General features: G+C 71.8%; 10 protein-coding genes and 1 pseudogene. 7 read left to right on the forward strand and 4 right to left on the reverse strand.

From position 1 onward, the window contains the following. The first annotated feature begins 192 nt into the window (after positions 1-192). Genes ACW4TU_RS01705 through ACW4TU_RS01720 form a run of 4 tightly spaced genes read left to right on the forward strand, consistent with a single transcriptional unit; the run spans position 193 to position 4,608 of the window. Positions 193-1,731 (forward strand): AMP-binding protein, encoded by a 1,539-nt coding sequence (locus tag ACW4TU_RS01705; RefSeq protein WP_457423865.1) that lies wholly within the window; start codon positions 193-195, stop codon positions 1,729-1,731. A 35-nt stretch (positions 1,732-1,766) separates the two neighbouring features. Beyond that, complete coding sequence (locus ACW4TU_RS01710) at positions 1,767-2,372, forward strand: histidine phosphatase family protein (protein WP_457423867.1); 606 nt, start codon at positions 1,767-1,769, stop codon at positions 2,370-2,372. A 45-nt stretch (positions 2,373-2,417) separates the two neighbouring features. After that, a complete protein-coding gene (locus ACW4TU_RS01715) occupies positions 2,418-3,608 on the forward strand; it encodes an acetyl-CoA C-acyltransferase (protein ID WP_457423869.1) in 1,191 nt (396 codons plus the stop codon). Positions 3,609-3,627: 19 nt separating this feature from the next. Next, entirely contained in the window at positions 3,628-4,608 is a 981-nt protein-coding gene (locus ACW4TU_RS01720; protein ID WP_457423871.1) for a PDR/VanB family oxidoreductase, read from the forward strand. Between the two features lie 156 nt (positions 4,609-4,764). Here ACW4TU_RS01720 and ACW4TU_RS01725 read toward each other — a convergent pair whose 3' ends face one another. After that, entirely contained in the window at positions 4,765-5,787 is a 1,023-nt protein-coding gene (locus tag ACW4TU_RS01725) for a DNA-directed RNA polymerase subunit alpha (protein WP_055531818.1), read from the reverse strand. A 663-nt stretch (positions 5,788-6,450) separates the two neighbouring features. Between ACW4TU_RS01725 and ACW4TU_RS01730 the strand changes: the two genes are divergently transcribed. Beyond that, positions 6,451-7,305, forward strand: a complete 855-nt coding sequence (locus ACW4TU_RS01730) for an SCO2400 family protein (RefSeq protein ID WP_457423873.1) — start codon at positions 6,451-6,453, stop codon at positions 7,303-7,305. Positions 7,306-7,339: 34 nt separating this feature from the next. Here ACW4TU_RS01730 and ACW4TU_RS01735 read toward each other — a convergent pair whose 3' ends face one another. Together ACW4TU_RS01735 and ACW4TU_RS01740 are read right to left on the reverse strand one after the other, a co-directional pair. Beyond that, positions 7,340-8,182 (reverse strand): SMP-30/gluconolactonase/LRE family protein, encoded by an 843-nt coding sequence (locus tag ACW4TU_RS01735; protein ID WP_457423875.1) that lies wholly within the window; start codon positions 8,180-8,182, stop codon positions 7,340-7,342. 154 nt (positions 8,183-8,336) lie between these two features. Next, a pseudogene (locus ACW4TU_RS01740) lies at positions 8,337-8,637 on the reverse strand (carbonic anhydrase); the annotation flags it as partial. 266 nt (positions 8,638-8,903) lie between these two features. Here ACW4TU_RS01740 and ppk2 point away from each other — a divergent pair. After that, positions 8,904-9,713, forward strand: coding sequence for a polyphosphate kinase 2 (gene ppk2, locus ACW4TU_RS01745; protein WP_457423877.1), 810 nt, complete (start codon positions 8,904-8,906; stop codon positions 9,711-9,713). Positions 9,714-10,128: 415 nt separating this feature from the next. Then, positions 10,129-11,847 carry a SulP family inorganic anion transporter gene (locus ACW4TU_RS01750; RefSeq protein WP_457423879.1) on the forward strand — a complete coding sequence of 573 codons (1,719 nt, stop codon included), beginning with the start codon at positions 10,129-10,131 and terminating at the stop codon, positions 11,845-11,847. A 167-nt stretch (positions 11,848-12,014) separates the two neighbouring features. Here ACW4TU_RS01750 and ACW4TU_RS01755 read toward each other — a convergent pair whose 3' ends face one another. After that, complete coding sequence (locus ACW4TU_RS01755; RefSeq protein WP_457423881.1) at positions 12,015-13,784, reverse strand: serine/threonine-protein kinase; 1,770 nt, start codon at positions 13,782-13,784, stop codon at positions 12,015-12,017. Between the last annotated feature and the right edge of the window lie 93 nt (positions 13,785-13,877).

Genomic DNA, 13,877 nt, shown 5'->3' on the forward strand with positions numbered 1-13,877 from the left:
CTCCTCCTCGGTCACTTACCAGACGACAGATGCAGTAACGGGTAGTGGGCTGTTAGCGCCCATCCCGCTGAAACATGCGGGAATACCTCCGTCTGGGATCAGAGTGTTCCGTACTTTCTTGATAAACGCTACAGTCTCCGCATCCCCTCTCCCCTCGAATCGGGAGAGGCCCGCGGAGCCGCCGGAGGAGCCATGTCGCTGCTGCCACTCGACCGTCGCGCCCAGGAGACACCCGACGAGCCCGCCCTGGTGGACGACCTGGGCGTGCTGTCCTGGTCCGCCCTCGCCGACCAGGTGGCGCGGGCCGCGGTCCGACTGCTGGAGTTCGCGCCCGGTCCCGACGACCGGGTCGCCGTCCTCGGGGACAACGCGATCCCGACGCTGGTGGCCCATCTGGCGGGTCTGCGCGCCGGAGTGGGGACCGTGGCCGCGTCCCGGAACCTGACCTCGGGCGAGCTCGTCGACCAGATCATCGACGCGGGCGTGACCGGGATCATCGCCGGCCCCGCCGGCGCGGGTGCCGCCCTCGACGCGGCCCGGGAACTGGGGCTGCCGGTCGTGACGCACGGCATCCCGGAGACCGGGCACGCCTTCGACTGGGAGCTGTGGCTGGCCGCCGCGCCCGCCGCGCGCACCCTCCCGACGGGCCGGCCCGCCCGGCCCCCGCTCGTCTACACCTCGGGCACCACCGGCCGGGCGCGCGGCACCGAGGTGCGCTGGGTGAGCGGCCCGGTCGCCGACAGCTCCGCCTACCTCACCGCGATGTCCGCCCGGCCCGGATTCCCGCCGGGAGCGCACCTGGTGTGCGGCCCCCTGCAGCACAACGCGCCGCTGACCTCGCTGCGGCATCTGGCGGCCGGTCAGCCGGTGGTCGTCCTCGGCAGATACGACGCGGAGACGTTCCTCAGCCGGGTGCAGCAGTGGCGCGTCTCCTCGACGGTGATGGTGCCCACCCACTTCCAACGGCTGCTCGCCCTCCCCGACGAGGTCCGCGCCCGGTACGACGTCTCCAGTCTGGAGCAGGTCTCCCACACCGGCTCCGCGTGTCCGCCGGACGTGAAGCGAGCCATGATCGACTGGTTCGGCCCGGTGCTGACCGAGTCGTACGGCGCCAGTGAGGCGGGGACGGTGGCCCGCATCGACAGCACCGAGTGGCTGGCGCACCCGGGCTCGGTCGGGCGGGTCCGGCCCCCGTTCGAGGTCCTGGTCACCGACGACGACGGCGAGCAACTACCCTCCGGCGAACAGGGTTTGCTGGCCTTCCGCGCGCCCGACGACCAGGGCGTCCGCTACCACGCGGACCCGGACAAGACCAAGGCCGCCTATCTCTCCCCCGGCGTCTTCACACTCGGCGACATCGGCTACGTCGACGCGGACGGCTACATCTTCATCACCGACCGGGCCGCGGACGTCGTGGTCTCCGGCGGCGTGAACCTGTACCCGGCCGAGAGCGAGGCGGTCCTGCGGCAGCACCCGGCGGTCGTCGAACTCGCGGTGATCGGCGTGCCCGATCCGGACTTCGGCGAGTCACTCCGGGCGCTGGTCGTGGTGGCGGGAGACGAACCGCCGGCCGACGAGCTGGACCGGTTCTGCCGCGAGCGCCTCGCCGCCTACAAGTGCCCGAAGTCGTACGAGTTCGTGCCCGAACTCCTGCGCAACGCGATGGGCAAGCTCGACAAGCGCGCGATGCGCCGCCCCTACTGGAGCTCGGAACGGACCATCGCCGGCTGAGTTTCCCCACCCCCGAACCGTACGAAGGATCGTCCATGACCGAACTCCTCCTCATCCGGCACGGCCTCCCCACGTCGGGCGTGTTCGACCCGGGGCTGTCGCCGGAAGGCACCGCTCAGGCCGAACGCCTCGCCGCCTGGCTCACGCACGAGGACATCGACGCGCTCTACTCCAGCCCGTTCCGACGTGCCCGCGAGACGGCGGCGCCCCTGGAGCGCCTCACCGGGATGACCGCCACCGTCCTCGACGACCTGCGCGAGTGGGACACGGACGTGTCCCAGCCCTACACACCGCCGGAGCAGATCGGCACGGACGATCCCCGGGCGGCGGCGCTCACCGAGGGACGCTACGAGGACTTCGTGCCCGATCTCGACTGGGACGCCTTCCGGGCGCGTGCCGTGCGGGCCATGGACACCATCTTCGACGCCCGTGCGAGTGGGCGGGTCGCGGTCGTGTGTCACGGCGGCATCACCAACACCTACCTGGCGACGGTGCTCGGCCTGCCCACGATGTTCTGGTTCCACCCCGGCTACACGTCCGTCAGCCGGGTGCGGCGCATGCCGGGTGGCCGGATCGTCCTGCACTCGGTGAACGAGACGGCCCACATGATCGCCGAACGTGCCGTCGACGCGGTCGCCTGACCGTCCCCTCGCACCCCAGTCCCACACCCCCAGGAGGTTCCGGTCATGCCCGGATCCGTCATCGTCGCCGGCGCCAGGACGCCCGTCGGCAAACTGATGGGCGCCCTGAGCACCCTGTCCGCGGTCGACCTCGGCGCGCATGCCATCGGCGCGGCCCTGGCCGCCGTCCGCCTGGACCCGGCGACCGTGGAAGCCGTCGTCATGGGGCATGTGGTGCAGGCCGGGGCCGGCCCGAACTCGGCACGCCAGGCCGCGATCCGGGCCGGCATTCCGTTCTCCGTACCCGCGAGCACCGTCAACAAGCTCTGCCTGTCCGGTCTGCACGCCATCGCCCTGGCCGACCTCATGATCGCCTCCGGCCGCCACGAGGTGGTCGTCGCGGGCGGCATGGAGTCCATGTCGGGTGCCCCGCACCTGCTCCGCGGATCCCGCACCGGCTGGAAGTACGGCTCGGCCGCGGCCGAGGACGCCCTCGACCGCGACGCCCTGATCTGCGCTTTCGACGGCGTCTCCATGGGCGCGGCCACCGAGCGCTATCAGCGGCCGTTCGCCCTGACCCGCGAGGAACAGGACGAGTACAGCGCGCTGTCCCACCAACGGGCCGCGCACGCCCAGGAGTCGGGCGCGTTGTCCGAGGAGATCACCCCCGTCACCATCACCGGACGCGGCGGCGAGACGGTGGTCGACACCGACGAGGGCGTACGGCCGACGAGCACCGCCGAGAGCCTCGGGCGCCTGAAGCCGGCCTTCTCCGGCGCGGGCACCATCACCGCCGGCAACTCGTCCCAGCTCTCCGACGGCGGCGCGGCCGTCGTCGTGATGAGCGCGGAACGCGCCCGGCGGGAAGGCCTGACCCCGCTCGCCGAGATCGGCGCCTACGGCACGTTCGCCGGCCCCGATCCCTCGCTGCTCGTCCAGCCGGCCGGCGCGGTCCGCGACGCCCTGTCCCGGGACGGCCGGCTGAAGGCCGCCGACCTGGACCTGTTCGAGATCAACGAGGCGTTCGCCGGAGTGGCCCTGGCTTCCGTACGGGAGCTGGACCTCCCCCTGGACAGGGTGAACGTCAACGGCGGCGCGATCGCGCTCGGGCACCCGGTCGGCATGACCGGGGCCAGGCTGGTGCTGACCCTCGCGGCGGAACTTCGGCGGCGCGGAGGCGGCAGCGGAGCGGCGGCCCTGTGCGGGGGCGGCGGCCAGGGCGACGCGCTGTTGCTGCACGTGCCGACGCAGACCTGAACCCCGGAGCTGAACCATCATGAACGACCAGTTGCCCCCGGCCCCGACGACCCTCACGGTGACCGCCCGCACCCTCGCCGCGGACGGCGTCGTCTCCCTCACCCTGCGCCGCCCCGACGGCGGAACCCTGCCCGCCTGGACACCGGGCGCCCACATCGACGTACTCCTGGACAGCGAGGACGGCGAGGACGGCACTCTGATCCGTCAGTACTCCCTGTGCGGGCGCCCCGGCGACCGCGAGGCCTGGCAGATCGCCGTGCTGCGCGAGCCGCAGGGCCGGGGCGGCTCGGCGTACGTCCACGACCAGCTCCGCGAAGGCGCCACCGTGCGGGTCCGCGGGCCGCGCAACAACTTCCCGCTGCGGCCCGCCCCCCGCCAGTTGTTCATCGCCGGGGGCGTCGGCATCACGCCCATCCTGCCCATGGTCGAGGCCGCCGAGGCCGCGGGGGCCGACTGGCGTCTGCTGTACGGCGGCCGTACCCGGACCTCCATGGCGTTCCTGGACCGCCTCGCGCCGTACGGGGACCGGGTCCTCGTCCGTCCGCAGGACGAGTACGGCCTGCTGGACCTGGCCGCCCACCTCGGCGTGGCCAGGGAGGACACCCTGGTGCACGCCTGCGGTCCCGAACCCTTGCTGCAAGCGGTTCAGGAGCGGTGCGCGGGCTGGCCGTCGGGCACGCTGGGCGTGGAGCGCTTCGCCCCGGCCCGGACGGCCGGGGACGGGGCGACGGCCGAGGCGTTCGAGGTGGAGCTCGCCCGTTCCGGACTCACCCTCACCGTGCCGGCGGACCGCTCGGTGCTCGAAACCGTGGAAGCGGCAGGAGTCGCGGTCGACTTCTCCTGCCGGGAAGGCACGTGCGGCACCTGCGAGACCGACGTACTCGACGGCAAGCCCGACCACCGCGACTCGCTGCTGACCGAGGACGAGCGGGCCGCCGGCGACACCATGCTCATCTGTGTCTCCCGCTCGTACGGGGGGCGCCTGGTCCTCGATCTGTGACGACGATCGCGTCCAGCGACGACCAGGGCACCCCCGTACCACCTTCGGACGGGCACTACCCCGGCCTGGCCGGGGAGGCCCTCATGAAGGAGTCGCGCCGTCCCGTGCGCCCGGTTCGAGACGGGAACCGGAGCGACGGTCCTGATGGCGCGGTGTTCAGTACTGCTCGGTCTCCACGAAGCCGCCGTCCGCGTCGTTGTCCGCACCGAAGGCGTCGGCGGCGGCGGTCGGGTTGAATCCGGGCGGGCTGTCCTTCAGGGCCAGGCCCATGTCGGCCAGCTTCGCCTTGACCTCGTCGATGGACTTCGCACCGAAGTTGCGGATGTCCAGCAGGTCGGCCTCGGAGCGGGCGACGAGCTCGCCCACGGAGTGGACGCCCTCGCGCTTCAGGCAGTTGTACGAACGGACGGTGAGGTCGAGCTCCTCGATCGGCAGCACCAGATCGGCGGCGAGGGCGGCGTCCGTCGGGGACGGGCCCATGTCGATGCCCTCGGCGTCGATGTTGAGCTCACGGGCGAGCCCGAACAGCTCGACCAGCGTCTTACCGGCCGACGCCATGGCGTCACGGGGACGCATGGCCTGCTTGGTCTCGATGTCGACGATCAGCTTGTCGAAGTCGGTGCGCTGCTCGACACGCGTGGCCTCGACCTTGTACGTGACCTTGAGAACCGGCGAGTAGATCGAGTCGACCGGGATACGCCCGATCTCCTGACCGACCTGCTTGTTCTGCACGGCGGAGACGTAGCCGCGACCGCGCTCGACGGTCAGCTCCATCTCCAGCTTGCCCTTGCCGTTGAGGGTGGCGAGGACGAGGTCGGGGTTGTGCACCTCGACACCGGCCGGCGGCGCGATGTCGGCGGCGGTGACGACGCCCGGGCCCTGCTTGCGCAGGTACATCACAACCGGCTCGTCCTGCTCCGAGGAGACGACCAGCTGCTTGATGTTGAGGATGAGGTCGGTGACGTCCTCCTTGACGCCCGGCACGGTGGTGAACTCGTGCAGAACGCCGTCGACACGGATGGACGTGACCGCCGCACCCGGGATCGAGGAGAGGAGCGTACGACGCAGGGAGTTCCCGAGGGTGTAGCCGAAGCCCGGCTCCAGCGGCTCGATGACGAACCGAGAGCGGAACTCGTCGACGACTTCTTCGGTCAGGGATGGACGCTGAGCAATCAGCACGGGGTGTTGCCTCCAGTGGTTTGGCGCCCGCTATGTGACGCCGTAGACATAGAAATGGTACGGGCGCTCAGGGCCCTACGGACTCCACGGCGGCCGAACGGCACGTGTCCCGATCCGGCGAGAAGACTCCGAGCCCCCTTCCGACCGCCGCGCGCAGGGAGTTCCGGGCCGTGGCCGAACAGTGGCTGGGCGCGGAAGACGGCAAGAAATCCCTGTTCAGGGCGTTGCCGCCGTTGACCTGGAGGCCCGCGAGGCCGCCCAGAGTGCCGACGGGCACCCACCGGCACGACAGCTCCGGCCCTCCCGGACCGGCCGGAGTTCCCGAATGATTGCCCCCGTTCCGGCGAAGTCGCGAAGGCGGGAACGCGAAGGGGCGCCCTCCGGCGCCAAGGGCCGATCAGGCCGACCGTCCCCACCGGCGGCGGCAGCCAAGCCTCGCCCGACCAGCGACAGCAGTCGAAGGAGGTGGTCGTGCCCAGCGCCTGTGCCCGACAAAAGCTACGCAACCAGCAGAGAAATCAGGCAGATGTGTCCTCCGGCGGTCACACCCCGGACGCATCTGCGCAGGAGCGCCACACAGGCTGCACACACACTCGCGAAAGCCTCGCTACGTTTGCTCCCGGCTCGCTCACCCGTGCGAGTGTGAACACAGGAAGACCGTAGATGGACTACTGCTCCACGTGCTGTCGGCATCTCAACGGCGCCCTCGTGTGCCCCGGGTGCGGCGCCTACGCTCCGGACATCGCGCCCCTCACCGACGAAACGCCCGCACCGGCCACTGCGACGGACGCCTCGACACGGCCGGCCCCGGTCCACCTGTGGAACGACGCGGATTCCGGCGCCGAGGAAGCCGGGCAACTCGACCAACCCTCGCAGGGGCAGCCGGACGACAACGCTGACGTCCCCTCCCCCGCGCCGCAGGGCCGGGCGGCGCGGCGCCGTCAGCGGGCACGCTGGAAGAAGACGCAGCGCAAAGCCCTGGTCGCCACCGCGGTCGCCCTGGTCGGTGGAGGCATGACCGTCGCCTCGCTGAACCGCCAGGCCCCGGACCGAACGCAGGCGGCCTCCGCGCCGGACAGGGAGCCCATGGGGGTCACGGAGGGACAGATCACGGATCCCACTCCCGTCTCGTCGACGCCGACCGACACACACCGGGCCAGGCGCACCTCGTCCGCCGCCCGGACCTCCACGACGAACGCGCCGCACGAACAGGCCGCCGGCCCGCCCCGGGCAACGCCGACGGCACAGGTGACCGACCAGAAGAGCGTCACGGTTCCCCTCGCGGCGGTGACGGCCTCGACCGAGTCGCAGGCGGCTGCCTCCAACCGGTCCGGTGCCACGGACACGGCTTCGGAGACCATGGCCTCGCCCGCACCCTCGGCCACCGACAGCACCACCACATCGGGCACGGACACATCCTCGGCGACTCCCTCGCCGTCCGAGTCGTCCTCGACCCCGACCTCGACGGCCGCGTCGTCCTCAGGGCTCTGTCTGCTCGGGCTGGTGTGCATCAGCTGATCCCGTGCACCCGGAGGCCGGGCGCGCCGGCGGGTTACGGCCAGCCCGCCCCCGGGACGGTGACCTGGAGGGTGAGCACCTGCCCCGTTCCGGCCGCCACCAGTTCGGACTCGGTCATGCCCTGCCACTGCGCCGCCACGACGAACAAGGTCGTCCCGTCGGGACCGCCCAGTGCGCAGGCGAAGCAGCCACGGTCCAGTGTCACGGTCTGCAGGACCGTCCCGCCCTCACCGACGCGCACGCACCGCCGGTTGGGGACGTCGGCGTACCAGACGGCGTTCTGCGCGTCGACGCAGATGCCGTCCGGGGTGCCCTGCCCGAGGTCGGCCCAGACGCGTCGGTTGGACAGCGCGCCGTCCGTGTCGATGTCGAAGGCCAGCAGGTGGTGGCGGTAGGAGTCCGCGACGATCAGCGTGGAGTTGTCCGGGGTGACCGCCATGCCGTTGGGAAACGCGATGTCGTCGGCCACCTGACGCACGGAGCTGTCGGGTGTGGCCAGGTGGACGAAACCGGGCTTGACCGCCTCGCCTGCCATCGGGTCGAAGCCGGCGCGGTTGACGTAGGCGTTGCCGCGACCGTCCACCACGATGTCGTTCCAGCCCGGCCGGCCGAGGTCCGCGTGAGTGACCAGGGTGCCGTCCGGCTCCCGGCGCAGCAGCAGCCCGTCGGGGGACGAGACGATCACCAGCCGGCCGTCCGGGAGCCAGGCGGTGCACAGCGGCAACGACGCCACCTGGGCGATCACCTCGCTACGGCCGGCGAGGTCGACGGAGAGGACCTCGCCGGCGGACCAGTCGGAGAAGTACAGGCGGTCGCCGTGCCAGCGTGGGGACTCCACCAGGCCTCTGCCAGTGAGCAGTGTCCGTACCTCGGTCATCCTCATCACAGCCCTTCGCCTCGGCCGGCCCGACGCCGGCGCCTCCACATCTATACGCACACCGGGTGGCCGGCTCGGCAGGCTCCCCGATGCGCGGGCTGGGGAGTCGGCCGCGGGGGCCGTGCAGCGCGGCCGGCTCCTGTGCGTACGGCCGTCAGCTGATGCGGTGCACTCGCCGGGTGGTCAGCTGGTAGGGGGCGCCGACGATGGTCAGGGCGCCCGATTCCACCTTCGCGGCGAGGTCGGGCTCCGCCGCGAGCCGTGCCCGTATGAGCCGTATGTTGGCGTCGATCGTCGCGTCGACGCGCGCGTCGCGTCTTGCCGTGATCGATGGCCGGGCTGATCCGGTCGGCCAGACACTGGATGTGGGCGGGCAGCTTCGCGCCCGGCTCGTCCGCCTGGACCGTGGCCATCACCGCTCCGCACGACCGGTGGCCGAGCACGCCGGCCGACGGCGACCGGCACGCGTTCGTCTCCGACCTGCCGACCCGGCACATGCGGGCCCTGGGCACCCTGGGCGGCGCCGACAGCACCCGTCTCCTGCGTGCTACGCCACACCGGCCTGGCCGGCCGGGGCCTTCGAGGTACGCGTCCACCCATGGCAGTGGGCGTGCGGGGTGCGCGGTGCGTCGTCGGTCAGTACGGTGCTGCTGTCCTGGCGTTCGCCCGGGCATCGTGACTCCCCGGGTCATCGACGTGGGTCCCGGACGGTGGAGGCTGCATGGCCGGCAAGGACAGGAAGACGACGACGCTGCCGCGCAAGGTGTACGAGCCGGAGCTGCTGCGCCTGCAGACGGAGCTGGTGAAGCTGCAGGAGTGGGTACGGGCGGAGGGTGCCCGGCTGGTGGTCGTGTTCGAGGGCCGGGACGCGGCGGGCAAGGGCGGGACGATCAAGCGGGTCGCCGAGCACCTCAACCCGCGCGTGGCCCGGATCGCGGCGCTGCCGAAGCCGACCGAGCGGGAGCGCACCCAGTGGTACTTCCAGCGGTACGTCGAGCAACTGCCCGCGGCCGGGGAGATCGTGCTGTTCGACCGGTCCTGGTACAACCGGGCCGGCGTGGAGCACGTGATGGGCTTCTGCACGAAGGAGGAGTACCAGCTCTTTCTCCGCCAGTGCCCGGTCTTCGAGCGGATGCTGACCGAGGCGGGCATCCATTTGCGCAAGTACTGGTTCTCGGTGAGCGACGCCGTACAGCAGGAGCGGTTCCGCCAGCGCCTCGACGACCCGACCCGGCGCTGGAAGCTCTCGCCGATGGACCTGGAGTCGATCACCCGCTGGGAGGCTTACTCCCGGGCCAAGGACGAGATGCTGGTCCACACCGACATCCCCGAGGCACCCTGGTACGTCGTCGAGAGCGACGACAAGCGCCGGGCGCGGCTGAACATGATCGCCCACCTGTTGAGCACGCTCCCCTACCACGAGGTCCCGCCGCCGGTGCTGGAGCTGCCGCACAGGCCGCCGTCGACCGGGTACGTGCGTCCGCCGCGCGATCTGCAGACCTACGTCCCCGATCACGCGGCGGACCTCTGAACCCACCGCGGGGCCCGTACGACCGCTGCCTTCACGACGTCCGCCTCAGGGCGGGATCAGCCGTGCGACGACAGCGGCGGGGCCGACGTGGGCGCCGAACAGGCTTTTCCCGCGGGCCGGAAAGTCGCCGGACCTGACCGACACCCGGACCGCGCACCCTGCTGAGCTACTGACCTGCTACCGGGCGGACGCCGGGTCGCCGACACCGCCACCCAGGCGGCCGACAGGTCGCACAACCCCGTGTCGGCGTGCGCCGCCGGATGCCGAAGGTCCCGCTCTCCTGGGGCTCAACCTCCGTGTTCCGGAGGCCTGTCGGGCTGCGAGGCGCATGTCTGCGGGCGATTCGGGGCGACCCGGTCCTCGCGGTCCCGCACCCGTGCGTGGATCATGAGGTCAATTCGGCAGAAGGAGGCCCATGTCCCAGAGCTCGGGCAGACCCGTTCCCCTGTGGCACCGTCTGGCGCCGGGGCTCCACGCGCTTCTCGGCTACCGGCGCGCCTGGCTGCGCGGCGATCTGCTGGCCGGGGTGACGGTGGCCGCGTATCTCGTGCCGCAGGTGATGGCGTACGCGGGTGTCGCCGGTCTGCCGCCGGTCGCCGGTCTGTGGGCGATCCTGCCCGCGCTCGCCCTGTACGCGCTGCTCGGCTCCTCGCGTCTGCTGTCGGTCGGGCCCGAGTCGACGACGGCGCTGATGACGGCGACCGTGGTCGGCCCGCTCGCCGCGGGAGACCCGGGCCGCTACGCCACACTGGCCGCCACCCTGGCGGTCACGGTCGGGCTGCTGTGTGTCGTGGCCTGGGCGGTGCGGCTGGGCTTCGTCGCGGACCTGCTGTCCCGGCCGGTCCTGGTCGGCTACCTGGCGGGCGTGGCGCTGATCATGATCGTGGACCAGTTGCCGAAGCTCACCGGCGTCAGGACCACGGGCTCCGCCTTCTTCCCCCAGCTGTGGTCGTTCGTAAGCCATTTGTCGCAGATCCACCTGGCCACCCTGCTGTTCGCCGTGATCCTGCTCGCCTTCGTCCTCGCCGTGGCCCGCTTCTTCCCCGCCGTGCCCGGTCCCCTGCTGGCCGTGGTCCTCGCCACCACGGCCGTGGCCGTTCTCGGCCTCGACGACCACCACGGGATCAGGGTGATCGGCGACGTCCCGGCGGGGCTGCCCGGCCTGGCCGCCCCGGACCTGGCCGAGCTGCCCCACCTGGTACTGCCCGCCCTCGGTGTCCTCCTCGTCGGTTACACCGACTTCATCCTCACGGCGCGGGCCTTCACCGGCCGCACCGCCGACGACGACGGCCCCGGGCTCGACGCCAACCAGGAACTGCTCGCCCTGGGCGCGGCCAACCTCGGTGCCGGGGCGGTGCACGGTTTCCCGGTCAGCAGCAGCGCCAGCCGCACCGCGCTCGCCTCCTCGGCGGGCGCCCGTTCCCAGGCGTACTCCCTGGTCGCCGCCGCTGTCGTCCTCGCCGTCCTGCTGTTCCTGAGTCCCCTGCTGACCCGGATGCCCTCCGTCGTGCTCGGCGCGCTCGTCGTCTACGCCGCCCTGCGCATGATCGACCTGGCCGGCTTCCGGCGACTGGCGGCCTTCCGGCGCCGCGAACTGCTGCTCGCGCTCGGCTGCCTGGCCGGGGTACTGGCCCTGGACATCCTGTACGGGGTGCTGGTCGCCGTCGGGCTGTCCGTGGCCGAGCTGCTGACCCGGGTCGCGCGCCCGCACGACGCGATCGAGGGGGTGGTGCCCGGGGTGGCCGGCATGCACGACGTGGACGACTATCCGCAGGCCCGTACGATCCCCGGCCTGGTGGTCTACCGCTACGACTCGCCGCTCTTCTTCGCCAACGCGGAGAACTTCCACCGCCGGGCCCTGGCCGCCGTGGACGAACAGAAGGACCCGGTCCACTGGTTCGTCCTCAACGCCGAGGCCAATGTGGAGGTCGACATCACCGCCCTGGACGCCGTCGACGCGCTGCGTCTCGAACTGACCCGCCGGGGCATCGTCTTCGCCCTCGCCCGCGTGAAACAGGACCTCCGCGACGACCTGGACGCGTACGGCCTGACGGAGTCCGTCGGCACCGGCCTCATCTTCCCCACGCTGCCGACAGCCGTGGCCGCGTACCGCGAGTGGGAACGGGCCCAGTAGGCCGCGAGTCCCCGGCGGTACGTCACCGCCATCCGCGTCGGCACGCCCAGCGCCCGCCTCTGCTCGGAGAGTTCCTCACGGTCCGGGATGACGTGCCCGCACCGGCAGTTCTTTCAGATGCCCAGCGGTTCGCGCACCCACGCGCGGGTGTTGCTGCGCCTCGGGAATCAGTCCTGGGCGGGAGACACCCTCGTCACCCTGCCCCGGGTGTCCGCCTCCAGATAGCCGCCCCCGTAGCCGTCAGACAGGTAGACCGCCATTCCGGCCGGCGTGTCGAAGGTGTCGTCGGGCATCCTCACCACCAGGTAGCGGGTTTCCGGATCGTCGACGTTCAGCTTCTTGTCCGCCTCCTTCAGGAGCGCGGGAACCTTGTCCCAGTCGAAGCCGTCGAGACCGATCGGCTGGTCACCGCCGGCCAGGGAACCGCTGATGATGTCCTTCTCCACGCCTTCGCCCGGGCGGTAGGTGTAGGAGTCGTACTTGGTGTTGCTGCCGTTGACCATCACGTCGGCGATGGCGTAGCCCTCGTACACGGTGAAGTCGCCGAACCTGTTCCGGCCGGTCTCCTTCTCAAACGCCTTGATGGCGGTGCGGATGCCTGCCGGGGTGAGCAGCGTGGTGGTCCGGGCCTCCTCGGACTGCTGGGCGGCCGGGGCGGTCGTGGTCCGCGACACCGTCGGCCGCGGGCTCGGCGTGGACGACGAGGCACCCGCGTCCGCGTCACCCGAGTTGCCCCCGAGAGGCAGCAGCCACCACACGAGGACAGCCGCAAGCGAGGTTCCCGAGACGCCCCACAGGATCCTCGGGCGAGGGGCGCGCCGGCGGGGCGCCGGTACGGGGGCCGTCATCGGCTGGAGCGTGATCGGCCCGGGGAGGACCGGCGGCGGCCCGAACCCGGCCGGAACGGCCGCAGGCACCGCACCGGCAGCGGCGGGGTGGCCAGGAGCGGTCGGCGCGACAGGAGCCCCGCCGGACGTGACGAACCCGGCGGGCCGGACAGAGGTACGCGGGTCTGAAGGCGCTGTGGGGGCGGACGGCGGACCCAGCGGGTAGGAGGTGGGCTCGTCCCATGATGCCGTCGAGTGGTCCGGAGCCGATTCGATCTCGGCCAGCCTCCGGTCCAGCGCCGCGGCGGACGGCCGCGCCGCGGGGTCCCGCACGAGGACGCTCATCAGGACGTCACCGAGGGCGTCGGCCCGCACCGGCGGCGGCACGTCGTCGTGGAGGACCGCGGCGAGGGTGGCCAGGGTGGTGCCCCGGCGCAGTGGGTGGTGGCCCTCCACGGCGGTGTACAGCATCATCGCCAGCGACCACAGGTCGGAGGCGGCTCCGCCCCCGTGCCCCGAGATGCGCTCGGGTGCCATGAAGTCGGCCGTGCCGATGATGGAGCCCGTGGCGGTGAGGCTGGTCGCCTCGCGGATCGCGGCGATGCCGAAGTCGGTGAGGACCGGGCGCCCGTCCGGCCGCAGGAGGACGTTGGCCGGCTTGACGTCCCGGTGCTCGATGCCGGCGTCGTGCGCCGCGGTGAGCGCGGCCAGCACTCCCCGCCCGGTCCGCGCCGCCTCGGCCGGTGTCATCGGGGCCCGGGCGAGCCGGTCGGCCAGCGAGCCGCCGCTGACCAGCTCCATCACGATCCACGGGTAGGTGCCCTCACCGCCGTCGACGATGTGGTGGATGGTGACGACGTTCGGATGGTCGATCCGGGCCAGGGCCCTGGCCTCGCGCAGCACCCGCTCGCGGAGCATGCGCGCGCCCTCGGGGTCGTACTCGGCGAGGTCCCGGTCGGGCGGGCGGACCTCCTTGACCGCCACCAGCCTGTGGAGCACCACGTCCCTGGCCCGCCAGACGGTGCCCATCCCGCCACCGCCGAGACGTGCCTCCAGCTCGAAGCGCCCGTCGACAACCCGCCGCCCGGTGCCTCTGTCTGCCTCACTCATGCACGGGAGCCTAAACGCCGCCACCGACACCGTTCGAACGTTACCCGTCATCAGCTACCGCAGATCACGGAGAGCCGGGGATCAACTGTCGTA

It is taken from the genome of Streptomyces kryoterrae (genome assembly GCF_054072135.1).